Source organism: Cohnella suwonensis (genome assembly GCF_042655365.1).
GTDB lineage: Bacteria > Bacillota > Bacilli > Paenibacillales > Paenibacillaceae > Cohnella > Cohnella suwonensis.
This window is the reverse complement of the sequence record NZ_JBHSMH010000113.1, coordinates 108,072-124,414: the sequence shown is the minus strand read 5'-3', so window position 1 is coordinate 124,414 and position 16,343 is coordinate 108,072. Positions and strand designations below refer to the sequence as shown.

At 56.3% G+C, this 16,343-nt stretch carries 15 protein-coding genes; 1 reads left to right on the top strand and 14 read right to left on the bottom strand.

Features of this window, described 5'->3' with window-relative positions:
* Positions 1-23: 23 nt before the first annotated feature.
* From fliE to sucC, 11 genes are all read right to left on the bottom strand, one after another.
* On the bottom strand, positions 24-323 hold the full coding sequence (gene fliE / locus ACFPPD_RS25340; RefSeq protein ID WP_209746894.1) for a flagellar hook-basal body complex protein FliE: 300 nt from the start codon (positions 321-323) through the stop codon (positions 24-26).
* A 59-nt stretch (positions 324-382) separates the two neighbouring features.
* The gene (flgC, locus tag ACFPPD_RS25335) at positions 383-826 is read right to left on the bottom strand and encodes a flagellar basal body rod protein FlgC (protein WP_209746896.1); all 444 of its coding nucleotides are present in this window, start codon (positions 824-826) and stop codon (positions 383-385) included.
* 3 nt (positions 827-829) lie between these two features.
* Positions 830-1,243, bottom strand: coding sequence for a flagellar basal body rod protein FlgB (gene flgB, locus ACFPPD_RS25330; RefSeq protein ID WP_209746898.1), 414 nt, complete (start codon positions 1,241-1,243; stop codon positions 830-832).
* 264 nt (positions 1,244-1,507) lie between these two features.
* The gene (gene codY, locus ACFPPD_RS25325; protein ID WP_209746900.1) at positions 1,508-2,278 is read right to left on the bottom strand and encodes a GTP-sensing pleiotropic transcriptional regulator CodY; all 771 of its coding nucleotides are present in this window, start codon (positions 2,276-2,278) and stop codon (positions 1,508-1,510) included.
* A gap of 115 nt (positions 2,279-2,393) precedes the next feature.
* A complete protein-coding gene (gene hslU / locus ACFPPD_RS25320) occupies positions 2,394-3,815 on the bottom strand; it encodes an ATP-dependent protease ATPase subunit HslU (protein WP_378083804.1) in 1,422 nt (473 codons plus the stop codon).
* Positions 3,812-4,360 (bottom strand): ATP-dependent protease subunit HslV, encoded by a 549-nt coding sequence (hslV, locus tag ACFPPD_RS25315; RefSeq protein WP_209746902.1) that lies wholly within the window; start codon positions 4,358-4,360, stop codon positions 3,812-3,814. The genes hslU and hslV overlap by 4 nt, the downstream gene beginning before the upstream one ends.
* 92 nt (positions 4,361-4,452) lie before the next feature.
* Entirely contained in the window at positions 4,453-5,784 is a 1,332-nt protein-coding gene (trmFO, locus tag ACFPPD_RS25310; protein ID WP_209746904.1) for an FADH(2)-oxidizing methylenetetrahydrofolate--tRNA-(uracil(54)-C(5))-methyltransferase TrmFO, read from the bottom strand.
* Between the two features lie 49 nt (positions 5,785-5,833).
* A complete protein-coding gene (gene topA / locus ACFPPD_RS25305; RefSeq protein WP_209746906.1) occupies positions 5,834-7,930 on the bottom strand; it encodes a type I DNA topoisomerase in 2,097 nt (698 codons plus the stop codon).
* A 59-nt stretch (positions 7,931-7,989) separates the two neighbouring features.
* Complete coding sequence (dprA, locus tag ACFPPD_RS25300; RefSeq protein WP_209746908.1) at positions 7,990-9,207, bottom strand: DNA-processing protein DprA; 1,218 nt, start codon at positions 9,205-9,207, stop codon at positions 7,990-7,992.
* Positions 9,208-9,358: 151 nt separating this feature from the next.
* Complete coding sequence (gene sucD, locus ACFPPD_RS25295) at positions 9,359-10,285, bottom strand: succinate--CoA ligase subunit alpha (RefSeq protein WP_209746910.1); 927 nt, start codon at positions 10,283-10,285, stop codon at positions 9,359-9,361.
* A gap of 31 nt (positions 10,286-10,316) precedes the next feature.
* Positions 10,317-11,477: an ADP-forming succinate--CoA ligase subunit beta gene (gene sucC, locus ACFPPD_RS25290; RefSeq protein ID WP_209746913.1), complete on the bottom strand. Its 1,161-nt coding sequence runs from the start codon at positions 11,475-11,477 to the stop codon at positions 10,317-10,319.
* 402 nt (positions 11,478-11,879) lie between these two features.
* On the opposite strand from sucC, the gene ACFPPD_RS25285 reads away from it, so the two are divergent.
* Positions 11,880-13,433, top strand: a complete 1,554-nt coding sequence (locus ACFPPD_RS25285; RefSeq protein WP_209746915.1) for a YifB family Mg chelatase-like AAA ATPase — start codon at positions 11,880-11,882, stop codon at positions 13,431-13,433.
* Positions 13,434-13,447: 14 nt separating this feature from the next.
* On the opposite strand, the gene ACFPPD_RS25280 is transcribed toward ACFPPD_RS25285, so the two are convergent.
* Genes ACFPPD_RS25280 through hflK form a run of 3 tightly spaced genes read right to left on the bottom strand, consistent with a single transcriptional unit; the run spans position 13,448 to position 16,168 of the window.
* Positions 13,448-14,191, bottom strand: a complete 744-nt coding sequence (locus ACFPPD_RS25280) for a GTP pyrophosphokinase (RefSeq protein WP_378083868.1) — start codon at positions 14,189-14,191, stop codon at positions 13,448-13,450.
* Between the two features lie 49 nt (positions 14,192-14,240).
* Positions 14,241-15,107: a protease modulator HflC gene (hflC, locus tag ACFPPD_RS25275; protein ID WP_209746919.1), complete on the bottom strand. Its 867-nt coding sequence runs from the start codon at positions 15,105-15,107 to the stop codon at positions 14,241-14,243.
* Positions 15,104-16,168, bottom strand: a complete 1,065-nt coding sequence (gene hflK / locus ACFPPD_RS25270) for an FtsH protease activity modulator HflK (protein ID WP_209746921.1) — start codon at positions 16,166-16,168, stop codon at positions 15,104-15,106. The genes hflC and hflK overlap by 4 nt, the downstream gene beginning before the upstream one ends.
* Positions 16,169-16,343 lie beyond the last annotated feature (175 nt).

Genomic DNA, 16,343 nt, shown 5'->3' with positions numbered 1-16,343 from the left:
GATGTTGCTTTCATCCGTTGCCGTTACACTTGCATGCGCATGATTTCTTGGTATGCCTCGATGACCTTGTTGCGCACTTGAGCGGTCAGATTCAAGCTCAGCTCCGCTTGCGTGGAAGCGATAATGACTTTATTCTCGTCGACTTCGCCGACGAGGAATTTATCGTTAAGGCTATGTACGTTCTGTTGTTGGGCGGCGACGCTGTCGAGCGCGCCTTTCAGGAAGGAGGCGAAGCTTTCCGTCGCTTCCGCCGGAGTCGTCTTCGCTTGCGCGCCTTGCAATTGAGTCAGAAGACCTACAGGCGAGATCGAATTCGTTATCATGTCAACACCCCGCGATTTTTTTGTTTAATAGGCGACTAATGGCCCAGGCCCGTTAGGCTTTAACGTCCCATCTCCAATGCTTTCATGAACATCGATTTCCTGGCGTTGAGCGCCGTGATGTTCGCTTCGTAGGATCGCGATGCCTCGAGAAGATCCACTTGTTCCTTCAGCATGTCGACGTTAGGCATGTACACCATGCCGTTCTCGTCCGCGTCCGGGTGGGAGGGGTTGTATACTTGTTTGAACGGCGACGAATCTTCCTTAATGGCCGTCACTTGAACGCCTTGCGCGGCGTTCCCGTTCAATTTCTGGGCGAACACGTCCTGAAATTTCGGCTGCACGGCTTCCATGACGACCGTCTTGCGGCGGTAAGGGACGAATTTCCCATTGACGTAACCGGCGCGCGTCGTCTCGGCGTTCGCGATGTTGGCCGCGATGACGTCCATTCTCAGACGCTGGGCGGATAACGCCGACGCGCTAATGCTGAACCCTTCGAGCTTCATCCGTTACGCACTCCCCACTATTCCTATTCTCATCATTTTCGCTTCGTGGCTGACTTGTTGACTGAGTAAATTGTACCGGAGCTGGTTTTCCGCGAGCATGGCCATTTCCTTCTCGACGTCGACGTTGTTGGCGTCGTTATTGATCGTCGTCGATGAGTCCGTGACGACCTGGGGCGACGGAGAGGGGTAAGATCCGTTAATCGGAATGTGTCTCGTATCGGTCACCTTGCCCGGCAATGCCCGATTCCCTTGGGATCCGATCGCCTGCGCGAGATACTCTTCGAAAGCGACGTCGGAGCGCTTGAAATAAGGGGTGTTTACGTTCGCGATGTTATTCGACAGCACTTGCTGCCTCATCGTCGCGGCGTTAATCGCGCTTTCCAGGCGTTGAAACGATGCCCCGCCTAATACTTCCATCCGTTTTCCACTCCCCGAAAACTTAAAATTTCGACATAAAACTCGCTTTTTCGATATTTCAATCTCAACTGTATTCCACGTAAAACCGTCATTTTCCTGCTTCATGCGACAGCTAAAACCCTGTTTCTTCTAAATAATTGCAGAATGCGGCATATTAAAATTTTCTAAGAACATCATCACCGACTAGGGGTTCCGTGACAATAAGAAAAAAGCCCTAATCTTCCTTGCGGAAGAATGGGCTTTTCTGCCAATTGCTATTTGCTCTCAACCTCTGCGTTGCTCGAGCTCTTGCAAGAGTTGAACGTTCAAAATACGAATGTACGTGCCTTTCATGCCGAGCGATCGGGTCTCGATCACTCCTGCGCTCTCCAGCTTACGCAAGGCGTTCACGATGACCGATCTCGTGATGCCCGCTTTATCGGCGATCTTGGATGCGACGAGCAAACCCTCTTTGCCTTCTAGCACTTCGAAGATTTGCTCGACGGCCTCCAGTTCGCTGAACGAAAGGGAATTCACGGCAACGCTTACGATCGCCTTGCTTCTCGCTTCCGTCTCCCGTTCTTCCGCCCTTTCCCTCAAGATCTCCATGCCGATAATCGTGGACCCGTACTCGGCCAATATCAAGTCGTCTTCTCCGAAAGAGCGGTTTTCTCTCGATAGGACTAAAGTACCAAGTCTATCGCCGCCGCCGATGATCGGAACGATCGTTACGATCTCTCCGGCGAACGCCGATTCGATCGGGATTAAGATCTCCTCATCCGAAGACACGTTAGAGGCCGTCTCGGCGATGCGAAGAAGCCGGTCGTTCGTCTCCGTCGGAAACCTCGCCCCGTCGCCTTGATCCCTTCTCAACCACTCGTCCGGGAACGCCGAAGCGTGCGCCGATCCGAGTACCTTTCCCTTCCTGCTCAGCACGAACACGTTGCCTTGCATCGTTTCCCTCAGCCTCTCCGCCATTTCGCGGAAATTCAGCGGCTTGCCGGCCGCTTCCTGGAGCAGCTTATTCAGCGTCCGGGTTTTCATCAACAGCGTCATGATTGCTATCCTCCCAATGCGACGAACGACAAGCTTCCTCTTAGAGGTAGTTCAAAAAGTCCGATCGTGATCACGAAGTGGTACTGATCAATCGAACTTTTTGAACTCCATTAAATTATAAAATATACTGGCTCAAATCTTTGTTGCTCGCGATCGACGCGAGCTTCTCGCGCACGTACTCCGGCGTGATCTCCATCGTCTCGAGCTGAAGTTCCGGCGCTTCGAAGCTCAAGTCCTCGAGCAGCTTCTCAAGCAACGTGTGGAGCCTTCTCGCGCCGATGTTCTCGGTATTGTGATTAACGTCCTGAGCCATCCGGGCAAGCTCGGAGATCGCGGCTTCGGTGAACGTCACGGAAATGCCTTCCGTCTCGAGAAGCGCCGTGTATTGTTTCGTCAGGGCATTCTCGGGTTCCGTCAAAATCCGGATGAAATCGTCCGAAGACAAGCTGCTCAGCTCGACGCGGATCGGGAATCGGCCCTGCAGCTCGGGAATGAGATCGGAAGGCTTCGCGATGTGGAACGCCCCCGCGGCGATGAACAGGACGTAGTCCGTCTTGATCGGTCCGTACTTGGTCATGACCGTCGAGCCTTCGACGATCGGCAGAATGTCCCGTTGCACCCCTTCGCGGGAAACGTCCGGTCCTTGACCGCGTCCGCTTCCGGCGATCTTGTCGATCTCGTCGATAAAGATAATGCCCGATTGCTCCGCACGGCGAACCGATTCGGAGATGACGTCGTCCATGTCGATCAGCTTGTTGGCTTCTTCGACGATCAGTACCTTCCGCGCCTCCTTCACCGTCAACCGGCGTTTCTTGCGCCTCTTCGGCAGAAATTGGCCGAGCATTTCCTGCATGTTGCCTAACTGGTCTTGGCCGGGCCCTCCGAGCATGTCGAGCATGTTCGGCGAATTGTCCTCGACTTCGATCTCGATCGTCTCGTTCTCCAATTGCCCGGCGTCCAGCTTCGACTTGGCATCGCGGCGCTTATCCTGCAAGTTCGAATCGACGGGCTCCGGCTCGTCGTTAGGCGTGCCCATCCCTCCGAACAGCATCTCGAGCGGGTTCTTGCCTGTCTTCGGCTTAGACGGCGATGGCACGATCAAAGAGGCGAGCCTCTCGTTGGCGGCCCTCTCCGCCTTATCCTTGACCTTCTCCGTGCGTTCTTCCTTCACCATCCGGATCGCCGTCTCGACGAGATCGCGCACCATCGATTCGACGTCGCGACCGACGTAGCCGACTTCGGTGAATTTCGTCGCTTCCACTTTAATGAAAGGCGCGTGTACGAGCTTCGCTAGCCGTCTGGCGATTTCGGTTTTGCCGACGCCGGTCGGTCCGATCATCAGGATGTTCTTCGGAACGATCTCGTCCCGCACTTCCTCGGGCAGCCTGCTGCGGCGGTAACGGTTGCGAAGGGCGACCGCCACCGATCTCTTGGCCGGCTTCTGCCCGACGATATATTTGTCCAGCTCCGCCACGATCTGGCGGGGCGTCATCGACTCGTTCGCGGTTAATTCGGTTTTTCCTTTGTCCAATCTCATGATCCGATCTCCTCTACGACCAGATTGTTATTGGTGAAGACGCAAATCTCCGCCGCCGTCTCCAGCGCGGCGCGCGCGATCTCCTTCGCGTCCATGCCCGGCGCGTGACGCTTCAACGCCCTGGCAGCCGCAAGCGCGAAGCTGCCCCCGGAACCGATCGCCAGAATGCCGTCATCAGGTTCGATGACTTCTCCGTTGCCGGACAGCAGCAGCATCCCCGTCGCGTCCACGACGATCATCATCGCCTCTAGCCTGCGCAGCACCCTGTCGGAGCGCCAGTCTTTGGCGAGCTCCACCGCGGCGCGTTGAAGATTGCCGTGATGCTCTTCCAGTTTTCCTTCGAATTTCTCGAAAAGCGTGATCGCGTCCGCGACCGACCCGGCGAAGCCGGCAAGCACTTGATTGCGATAAAGCCTGCGCACCTTTTTCGCCGTGTTTTTCATGACCATGCTGTTGCCGAACGTCACTTGGCCGTCGCCCGCGATCGCTCCTTTGCCGTCGTGGCGGACGGCGCATATCGTCGTCGCGTGAAAGCTCATCTCCATCGGAAGTCCCTCCCCGATCTTATAAGTCGTTATAGTGGATAAAGTCGCAAAAGCAGCGGCTTATGTCTTATACGCGGCCGCTGCTAGATAGGTTACAAACCGGAAGTGCTGACAAGCTCCTCTTTGAGCGCTTCGATTCCCTCGAGAGCGCGCTCGGCGATCGCTTCGTTTTTCTCTTTCTTGCTTTTCATCCGCCGTTCGAGCGGCGGGAACAATCCGAAATTCGCGTTCATCGGCTGGAAATGCTTGAAGTCGGCCGTCGTGATGTAATGGGCCATGCTGCCCAGCGTCGTATGCTCCGGCAACGTCAGCGGCTCCAATCCGCGCGCGAGTCGTCCCGCGTTCATGCCGGACACGAGGCCGGACGCCGCGGATTCCACGTAGCCTTCGACGCCGGTCATCTGACCCGCGAAGAACAACGATTCGCGATGGAGAAACTGATAGGTCGGCTTCAGAAGCTTCGGAGAATTGATGAACGTATTGCGGTGCATGACGCCGTACCGGACGAATTCCGCGTTCTCGAGCCCCGGGATCATGGAGAATACCCGTTTCTGCTCTCCCCACTTGAGATGGGTTTGGAACCCGACGATGTTATACAGCGTTCCCGCGGCGTTGTCTTGGCGCAATTGAATGACCGCGTGGGATTTGACCCCCGTGCGCGGGTCTACGAGTCCGACGGGCTTCATCGGCCCGAATAGCATCGTCTGCTTGCCCCGCTTGGCCATGACTTCGATCGGCATGCAGCCTTCGAAATACATTTCCTTCTCGAAGTCTTTAACCGCGGCCGTCTCCGCCGTCACGAGCGCCTCGTAGAAAGCGTCGTATTCGGCTTCCGACATCGGACAATTCAAGTATGCGGCCTCGCCCTTGTCGTAACGGGAAGCGAGGAATACTTTGTCGAGGTCGATCGAATCCTTCTCGACGATCGGAGCCGCCGCGTCGAAGAAGTAGAAATATTCTTCGCCCATGAGCGCCTTGATGTCTTCGGACAATTCCGGCGACGTGAGGGGCCCGGTGGCCACGACGACGATGCCGTCGCGAGGGATGGACGTTACTTCTTCGCTGACGACCGTGATGAGCGGGTGCTCCCGCAATCGCTTCGTCACTTCGGCGGAGAAGCCTTCGCGGTCGACCGCGAGCGCTCCGCCCGCGGGTACCGAATGCTGGTCCGCGCAGGAAAGAATGAGCGAGTCCAGCCGGCGCATCTCTTCTTTCAAGACGCCGACCGCGTTCGCGAGCCCGTTCGCCCTTAAGCTGTTGCTGCAGACGAGTTCCGCGAAGTCTCCCGTATGATGCGCGGGGGTGCGCTTGACCGGGCGCATTTCGTATAAAGTGACGGGAACGCCTTGCTTGGCGATTTGCCAAGCCGCTTCGCTGCCGGCGAGGCCTGCGCCGACGACCGTCACGGAGCTTGCATGCTTCAAAACGTCTTACCTCCTAAGCGATCGGCGCGCTTCGTTCGGCGCGCCGCCTTTATTCCGCCGCTTCTTCGGCTTCTTCGGCTTGCTCCGAATGTCCGCAAACCGTGCAATTGATGTTCGTCTCGCCTTTCGAGCGCTTCTCGACCATCATGCCTCCGCAGCTCGGGCAAGGCTTAGCGACCGGCTTATCCCACGACACGAAGTCGCATTCCGGATACAAATTACAGCCGTAGAAGATGCGCCCCTTCTTGCTTCTTCTTTCCACGACGTGACCTTTAGCGCATTTAGGACATTGCACGCCCGTTTCCTTGACGATCGGCTTCGTGTTTCTGCAGTTCGGGAACCCCGAACAAGCAAGGAACTTGCCGAAGCGTCCCATCTTGTATACCATCTGGCTGCCGCATTTTTCGCAAACTTCGTCGGAAGGCTCGTCTTTGATCTCGATTTCCTTCATTTCGTCCTCCGCGACGTCGAGCCGCTTCTGGAACGATTTGTAGAAATCGCCGATGACGTTGACCCAATCCTGGGTACCTTCCTCCACGTGGTCGAGATCGCCTTCCATGTTGGCCGTGAATTCCGCGTCCAAGATTTCCGGGAAAAACTCCTCCATCAGTTGGATCACGAGGTCGCCGAGTTCCGTCGGAATGAACTTCTTCTCTTCCATCGCGACGTAATTGCGCTTCTGGATCGTCTCCAGCGTCGGCGCGTACGTGCTCGGACGGCCGATGCCGAGTTCCTCGAGCATGCGGACGAGCCTGGCCTCCGTATAACGCGGAGGCGGCTGCGTGAAGTGCTGCTTCGGCTCGATCTGGTCCGAATTCGCCGTATCTCCGGGAACGAGCGCGGGGAGCAGGCGATCTTCGTCCGTCGTTCCGTCGTCGTTGCCTTCGACGTACACTTTCATGAAGCCCGGGAATTTCAATTTCGAGCCGGTCGCGCGGAACGTAACCGGGCCGCCGTTCAGATCGACGGTCATCGTATCGAGCACCGCGGAAGACATTTGGCTCGCTACGAAACGCTCCCAGACGAGCTTATAAAGCCGGAATTGATCTTTGGAAGTGAATGCTTTGACCGACTCCGGATCTCGAAGCGCCGAAGTCGGGCGAATCGCTTCGTGCGCGTCTTGGGCGCCCGCGTTTTTCTTCAAATAAACGCGGGGAGTCTCCGGCATATAAGCTTCGCCGTACTTGCCGACGATATATTCCTTCGCTTCTTCCTGGGCGACGGGCGAGATGCGCGTAGAATCCGTACGCATGTAAGTGATAAGACCGACCGTGCCTTCTTTGCCTAGATCGACGCCTTCGTACAATTGCTGGGCTATCTGCATCGTCTTGGACGCGCGGAAGTTCAGCTTCCGGGCAGCCTCTTGCTGCAACGAACTCGTAATGAACGGAGGGGACGGATTGCGCTGGCGCTCCTTCTCCTTCACTTCGCCTACGATGAACGGGTTCTGCCCCATCAAAGCAAGCATTTCCTTCACGTCGGCTTCGCTTTTCAATTCTTTCTTCTCGCCGCCTACGGAGTGGAACTTCGCTTCGAAAGCCGATTTCCCTTTCGTCAAATGCGCGGTGATCGACCAATATTCTTCCGGGATGAACGCGTTGATCTCGTTCTCGCGGTCGTAGATAAGCTTAACCGCGACCGACTGCACGCGCCCCGCGCTCAGACCCTTTTTGACCTTCTTCCATAATAAAGGGCTGATTTTGTAACCGACGAGCCGGTCGAGAACCCGACGGGCTTGCTGGGCGTTCACGAGATCCATGTCGATCGGGCGGGGATTCTTGAAAGCGTCCTTCACCGCTTGCTTCGTGATTTCGTTGAACACGACCCGGCAATCGTCCTTCTCGTCCAGCTCCAGGTAATGGGCCAGATGCCAGGCGATCGCTTCTCCTTCGCGGTCGGGGTCAGCCGCGAGATACACTTTTTTCACTTTCTTGCTAGCGTCGCGAAGTTCTTTCAAAACGTTTCCTTTGCCGCGGATCGTAATGTATTTCGGTTGGAAGTCGTTCTCCACCTCAACGCCGATCTGGCTCTTGGGCAAATCGCGAATATGCCCCATGGACGCTTTGACGATAAATTTGCTGCCTAAATATTTGCCGATCGTCTTGGCTTTCGCCGGCGACTCGACGATTACGAGCGAATCCGCCACGTCCATTCCTCCTCTCCTACGGCCGACAAGTCCTCGTGCCTGAACTTCCTATGTCATCTTTACAGGACATGATATACGGAACCGGGTTGTTGATGAATCCGTCTTTTTATTAGTAAAGATAGCAGAACGGCGTTTAAATGTCCAAACGTCAACCCGGATTTTACCTTAAGCTCGTCTATAGAACAAGGCTGATCGAGCAAAATTTCATAGATCGAGCGTTCTTCGGGCGTAAGCGGCGGTTCCGATCGTTCGTTTGCGAGAGTGTCGTCTTCCCCGCCGACCGGGGCGGGGGGTTCGGGCAATCGATGGCTATACATTTGGAAAATATCGTTCGCGTCGATCGCCGGATGGGCACCCTTGCGGAAATACTCGAGCGCTCCCAGGCTGCGCGGGGAAGTCGCTTGTCCGGGCACGACGAATACGTCCCTGTCGTAGGCGAGCGCGAGATCGGCGGTGATCAAGGCGCCGCTCTTGCGCGCCGCTTCCACGACGACGACTCCGTACGACAACCCGGCGATGATGCGATTTCGCAACGGGAACAATCCCGGACGGAGAATCGTGTCGGGAGGGCTTTCCGATAGGATGAGGCCGAATTCCGCGATCTCCCGGTATAACGCCTTGTTTTCCGGAGGATAGCAGTAATCGACGCCACCCGCGAGCACCGCGATCGTACCGTGCGCGCCCTTCAGCGCCCCGCCGTGAGCCGCGGCGTCGATTCCCCTCGCCAGCCCGCTGACGACGGTCATGCGCTTAGAGCAGCCGCTGGCGACGTCCTCCGCCATCTTCCTGCCGTACCCCGTCGCGAGCCGTGTGCCGACGATCGCGATACACGGATGATGAACGAGGCTCCAATCGCCTCTATAATAGAGAACCCATGGAGGATCGGAGATGTGCCGGAGCAACTCCGGATATTCGTCTTCCAGGTATGTGACGACCCGCAATCCCTTCGCGGCGTGTTTGGCCAACATGAGCTCGATCGACTCCGGAAGCAGGCTCTCCGCGACCGCTCCCGCCTGTCTCGCCGACAACCCCATGTCCCGCCAATCTTGCTCTCTGTAACGATGAACGCCCGCGAGAGCGTCTTTTCCTTTGGACAAGCCGCGCAAGAACACCGTCGCGATGGAGATTCGTCCGACGCCTTCCGTCTCGTGAAGCGCGATAAGCGCCTCCCTCGTTAATCCCGTCCGTCTGGCTTCTTTTAACGTCACCGCCCTCGTATTCGCCGATTTCTTCCGCTCCTCGTTATCGCTTCCGCCGTATACACCATCGTTCGCCATTTTTACTCCCCCTTCTTCGTATGGAGCGATCCCCGGAAACGCGAAAAAGCCTCCCGCTCCCTCGTCAAAGGGGGCAGAAGGCTTCTTGCCTTGCCGTCGCGCATCGTCGAACGACTCCGCGCGGGTCGAATCTATTAAGCTAAATGTAACATTAGCCTTTGCATTTTTCCAGCATGCCTTTTTCTTCGAGCACGGCGATCAACGTCGCGCCCATGTCGGAAGGCGTCGGAGCGACGCGAATGCCGCAAGCTTCGAGCACGGAAATTTTCTCCGCCGCCGTTCCTTTGCCGCCGGAAATAATCGCGCCCGCATGTCCCATCCGTTTGCCGGCAGGCGCCGTAGCGCCGCCGATGAAGCCGACGACGGGTTTCGTCATGTTCGCTTTTACCCACTCCGCCGCTTCTTCTTCCGCCGTGCCGCCGATTTCGCCGATCATGATCACCGCGTAAGTATCCGGATCTTCGTTGAACAGCTTCAGGATATCGATGAACTCGGAGCCTTTGACCGGGTCGCCGCCGATGCCGACCGCGGACGATTGGCCGATGCCGTTCGTCGTCAATTGGTGAACCGCTTCGTACGTGAGCGTTCCCGAACGGGAAACGACGCCTACGTGGCCTTTTTTGTGGATATAGCCCGGCATGATGCCGATTTTGATCTCTCCCGGCGTGATGACGCCCGGGCAGTTCGGTCCGATCAGACGGGTTTTCTTGCCTTCCATGTAACGCGTGACTTTAACCATGTCGAGCACCGGAATGCCCTCCGTGATGCAGATGACGAGGTCAAGCTCCGCGTCTACCGCTTCCATGATGGAATCGGCCGCGAACGGAGGCGCGACATAAATAACGGATGCCGTAGCGCCCGTAGCCGCTTTCGCTTCTTTCACCGAATTGAAGATCGGCAACGTCACTTTCGAGCCGTTCTCCAAATCGAAATCGATCGTTTGGCCGCCTTTGCCCGGCGTTACGCCGCCGACCATCTGCGTGCCGTATTCCAAAGCACCTTTGGCATGAAACGCTCCCGTCGCGCCCGTAATGCCTTGGGTGATCACCTTGGTGTTCTTATCGATCAAGATACTCATGATTATACACTCCCCGGTAGGTTCTCCCTAGTCATTTCACGAGCGCTACGATTTTTTGAGCGCCGTCGGACATCGAATCGGCGGCCACGATGTTCAGGCCCGATCCGTTTAAGATTTCTTTGCCCAGCTTTACGTTGGTGCCTTCGAGACGTACGACGAGAGGCTTGTCGAGACCGAGCTCGCGAGCCGCCGCGACGACGCCTTCGGCGATGATGTCGCATTTCATGATGCCGCCGAAAATATTAACGAAAATCCCTTTGACGTTCGCGTCGGAAAGGATGATTTTGAACGCTTCGGTGACTTTCTCTTTCGTGGCGCCGCCGCCTACGTCGAGGAAGTTGGCGGGTTCGCCGCCGAAGTATTTGATGATGTCCATCGTCGCCATGGCCAGTCCGGCGCCGTTAACCATGCAACCGATGTTGCCGTCGAGGGCGATGTAGCTCAGGTCGAATTTGGACGCTTGGATTTCTTTCGCGTCTTCTTCGTCCAAGTCGCGGAGTTCGACGATGTCCTTGTGACGGAACAGCGCGTTCGAATCGAAGTTCAACTTCGCGTCTAGCGCCATGACGTCGCCGGAACCGGTCACGACGAGCGGATTGATTTCCGCGATGGAGCAATCTTTGTCTTCGAAAGCCTTGTACAAAGCCAGCATGAATTGTACCGCTTTGCCCACGAGCGGACCCGGAATTTTAATGTCGTTCGCCAGTTGGCGCGCTTGGAAAGGCAGCAAGCCTACGGCAGGATCCACGACGACTTTGATGATTTTCTCCGGAGAGTGCGCGGCGACTTCTTCGATGTCCATGCCGCCTTCTTCCGAACCCATCATGACGACGCGGCCGGTTCCCCGGTCGACGACGACGCCGATGTAGTATTCCTTCTTGATGTCGCAGCCTTCTTCGATCAGGAGGCGTTTGATTTCTTTGCCTTCCGGACCCGTTTGGTGCGTGACCAATACTTTGCCGAGCAATTCTTTCGCGTAGTTCGCGACGTCGTCCAGGCTTTTCGCGATTTTAACGCCCCCCGCTTTGCCGCGGCCGCCCGCGTGAATCTGTGCTTTTACGACGGTAACCGAGCTACCGAGTTCTTTCGCGGCGCTGACGGCTTCGTCGACGGTAAACGCCACTTTGCCGCGCGGCACGTTAACGCCATATTGCCTCAAGACTTCCTTGCCTTGATACTCATGAATGTTCATGACTTTGGCATCCTCCCGTTGTGCGCTTTAATATCGAGTGAGACCGGCCGATCCGGCGTTGCCGCCGTGCGGAGTCTTCACAGGTAAATACGGTTTAGCGATGGATACATCGCCGACGGTCGCCACATCTAATCGATATGTAACAAAACCTTCATCATTGTATCACTATTCTTTTGACGCTTCCTCACTTTTTCATCAATTTATTAGTCTAATTTGGCAATGATTTAATCTCAATCCGATATGGAAACAAGGCAAACATATATAGCTTTTGCGATTTGTATGGAACTTATTCCAGCGATCCGTTGACAATCCCAACGTCGATCGATAAGATAGAGCCAAAGAAAATCGGAGAGGAAGCACCTTTCCCGCATCGTTACATTTTGCGGAGAGAGGTGTTTTTTCGTGTACGTGAAAATATGGAGCGCGAGCGTGTTCGGCATCGAGGGACGGTTGATCGAGGTGGAAGTCGACATTAGCTCCGGCCTGCCCCAGGTGAATGTCGTCGGACTGCCCGACTCCGCCGTCAGGGAAAGCGTGGAACGCGTCAGATCCGCCATACAGAACGGCGGCATGAAGTTTCCGCTCGACCGGATCACGATCAACTTGGCGCCCGCCGACCTGCGCAAGGAAGGCAGCGCCTTCGACGTGGCGATCGCCGCCGGCATTCTGTGCGCGAGCGGCCAAGTCGATCCGGCTTTGCTGGCGGATACGATGTTCATCGGAGAGTTGTCGCTTAACGGAACGGTCAGAAGCGTCCCGGGCGTGTTGCCGATGACGGAGTTGGCGCGAGCGTCTGGCATTCGCCGGGTCGTCGTGCCCCGTTCTTCGGTCTCCGAAGCTGCGCTGATTCCGGGCATCGAAGTGTTCGGCATCGGCTCGCTCGCCGAGTGGATCAACGGATTCCTCGACGATGCGGATGAACCGTCCGGCGACTCCGGCAAGCAATCGGGTAGCGCTTCGTTACGGGGGCGGAACACGGAGGAGAACGAGAGCGATTTCGATCTTGCGGACGTCGTCGGCCAGGAAAAGGGCAAGCGAGCGCTGTTGATCGCGGCGAGCGGCATGCACAATTTGCTGTTCGTCGGACCGCCCGGAACGGGCAAAACGATGTTATGCCGTAGGTTGCCGACGCTCATGCCTCCGCTAGACGACGACGAAGCGCTATCCGTCACGAAAATCTTCAGCGTCAGCGGCAAGCTCGGCCATTCGGGCTCCGGACTCATCCGACGGCGCCCCTTTCGCGCCCCGCACCACTCGATTTCCGCGGCGGGACTGATCGGCGGGGGCTCGGTGCCGAAACCCGGCGAGGTGACGCTCGCCCATCACGGCATCCTCTTCCTCGACGAAATGCCTGAGTTTTCCCGCGTCTGCTTGGAGTCGCTGCGGCAGCCGTTGGAGGATCGCGAAGTAACGATCGGGCGAGCGCGCGGCGTCTGCCGTTTCCCGGCCAGATTTATGCTGGCCGCTTCGATGAATCCGTGTCCTTGCGGATTTCTTGGGGGTTCCGTCTCCGATCGTCCGTGCACTTGCACGCCGACCGCGATCGCCAGATATCGGTCCCGCATGTCCGGACCGCTTGCCGATCGGCTCGACCTGCAGGTCGAATTGCCCCGGCAGGCCGTTAAGACGGGCGTCGCGCCCGGCATGTCTTCGGCGGAAGCGCGGGCGATCGTGAACGAGGCCGCGATTCGGCAACAACGCCGGTATGCCAAGCACGGCTTTCATTGGAACAGCCAGCTTCAAGGCCCGCTCCTCCGCAAATACGCCAAATTGACTCCCGATGCGGAGGCGATGCTGCACAACGTGTACGAACGGCTCGGTCTTAGCTTCCGGGCGCACGATCGCATCCTGAGAATGTCGCGCACGATCGCCGACCTTGCCGGCCGCGACCGGATCGCGACGGAAGACGTCGCGGAGGCGATCAGTTACCGTTACTTGGACCAGGCGGCGGAATAAAAAAAGCAAGGAAACTAGTCGTTTCCTTGCCCGCCTTGCCCGTTATTATCGATCCATTCCAGCAACGCCGCCGGTATTTGGAACGATTCATCTTGGATGATGATCCGTTTGGCCGCGTTCGCTTCTTCCTCGCGGTCTTCTTTGATTTGCGAGATCTCGTCGTGCAGCCTTTCCATTTGCTTGTCGAGGGCCGCAGCCGAATCCGCCGCTTCCTTCAACTCTTGCAGCAGTCTCGGAGGCACGGATTCGTTGTACTTGTAAAAAATTTTATGCTCGAGACTCGCCCAGAAATCCATCGCGATCGTTCGGATTTGCACCTCGACGCACACCCGTTCTTGCCGGTCGGACATGTACACGGGCACTTCGACGATCAGGTGCAGACTCTGGTAACCGTTCGGTTTCGGCTCGCGGATGTAGTCTTTCGTCTCCACGATCGTCAAATCGGACTGGCTGAGCAGCATTTCTCGAATGCGGTAAATATCCGTCACGAACGAGCAAGTGATGCGAAGTCCGGCGATATCCTTAATATGAGTCCGGATGTTCGGAAACGAAATGTCGCACCCTTTGCGAATGATTTTGTTGAAAATGCTTTCCGGCGACTTCATCCTCGACTTCGTGTGCTCGATCGGATTGTAGTCGTGCAGGAACTGGAATTCTTCCTTCAGTATTTCGATTTTCGTCTCGAGCGAGTCGAGAGCGAATTTGTACATCATCATGAAACGGGTAATTTCGTCTTTGAATCTTTTGAACTGCTCCATCGGGAGAGGCAAATTGCTGCTCAAATCCATCATCCTTGTCTCATGCGCGTTATTTTCCCATCAGAATGCTGGCGTACGGCGAATCGATCGGCAACAGGATGACCGGCTCGTTTTCCAGCGTCGTCACGTAGCTTTGCAGCGTCCGGTAGAACTTGTAAAATTCCGCGTCCTTCCCGTAAGCTTCGTTGTAGATTCTCGCCGCTTCCTGCTCGCCTTGGGCGATGATCTTCTTGGCGTCGGCTTCTCCTTGGGCAAGCAGCTCGGTCGCGGAACGGTCCGCTTTGCTCGTGATTTTGCGGGACTCCTCGTCCCCTTCGGACAAGTAACGGGCGGCGATCGCCAGACGGTCCGAGATCATCCGGTTGTATACGCTTTGCTTGTTGCCATCCGGCAGATCGGTCCGCTTGATTCTAACGTCCACGATCTCGATGCCGTAGTTATCCCTGACGATCGCGTCCGCGACGTCCTTCGTGATCTCGTCGTTGATGTTGCCGCGCGCCGTGTTCTCGCTAATAATGTTATCATAATTGATCTCCGAAAGCTTGCGGCGCACCGAGCTGTATACCGCCTCGTCGATCCGCTGCATGCCGGCGGATACCGTTTGGGCCGTTTTGAGGAAGCTTTGCGGATTGCTGATTCTCCACACGGTATAGTTGTCGACGATGATCGGTTTCTTGTCTTTCGTCAGAATCGTCGTCGGATTGCTTTCGTACGTCATTTGATATTTCGGCAGCTTCGATACGCTTTCGACGAACGGAATTTTAAAATAAAGGCCCGGACTTCCCTCGACCCTCACCGCTTCCCCGAATTTTAGGACGACTTTGTACTCGCCTTCCTTCACGATGTAAGTCGACCCGAACAGCAGAATGATGGCGACGACGGCGACGCCTAGCCAGATGAAAGGCTTCTTGTTCATGGCGCGTTCCCTCCTTGGGTCGAGTTAGCTCCCGACGTGCCGGATGAGCCGGAAGCGCCCGATGCGCCGGCCGAGGCGGAACCGGTTGACGCGCCGGAGCTCTTGAGCAATTCGTTAAGAGGCAAGTATTTTACCGTGTCCCCGCCGGATTCCGAAATGAAAATTTTCGCGTTCGGCAATATTTTCTCCAGCGTTTCCAGAATCAAACGGCTTTCGGTGACTCCGGGGTTTTTGGCGTATTCCGCGTAGATCGCGTTAAATTGCGCCACGTCGCCTTGCGCGTTCAATATTCTCGATTTCTTCAGCCCTTCCGCGTTCTCTATCAACGCTTGGGCCTCCCCGCGGGCTTTCGGGATTTTGTCGTTCTCGTATTTGACCGCGTTGTTGATTTTCGTGTTCTTCTCTTCGCGAGCGTTCGTCACGTTGCGGAATGCTTCTTCCACCTGGCCGCTAGGCGGTTCGATGTCTTGGAATTTGATATCGATGATTTGCATCCCCGTATTGTATTTGCCTTGCAATTCGAGCAGTCTCTCCCGTACTTTGTCTTGAATTTCCGTCTTGCCGTCGGTAATCGCATAATCGAGCTTCTCCGAGCCGATGACGGAGCGGATCGACGAGCTGGCGGCATTGCGCAAAAATTGCTCCGGATCGTCGATGTTGTACAAATATTGCCGGATGTCGATAATCTTCCATTGCACGACGGCGTCGGCGGACACGATGTTCTCGTCTCCGGTAATCATGAGCGCTTCCTCTTCGACCGGCGTAATGACGTCTCCCTCTTGCCGGTAGCCGAAGTAAATGCGCTGCGTCAGCTCGGCGGGCACGACGACCACTTGCTGAATCGGATACGGCCACTTGAAATGCAATCCCGCCGTCGATTCTCCCGTGTACTTGCCGAACGTCAGAATGGCTGCCCTTTCTTGCTCCTGCACCGTATAGAACGACGAATAGCCGACGATCGCGACGAACAACGCCGCGACTCCCCAGCCGATCTTCTTGGCCAATCCCGGCGGCAAGCCGAGTCGGTTGTTGCGCTGCCTATTGATATCGATGACTTCCATTTCGTTAAACGCCCCCTGCTCGATGGAATGAAGTTCGCTTCTACTCCATTACGCGAAGCGGGCGGTTGCCGTTTCAAAATTTATCCATAGGATGGCGGAAGCGGTGCTAATTAAGGGATGATGGTGACGATGGGATAGGGGCGAAGGAACTGGGGAGATGGAGGGAAACGAGCGA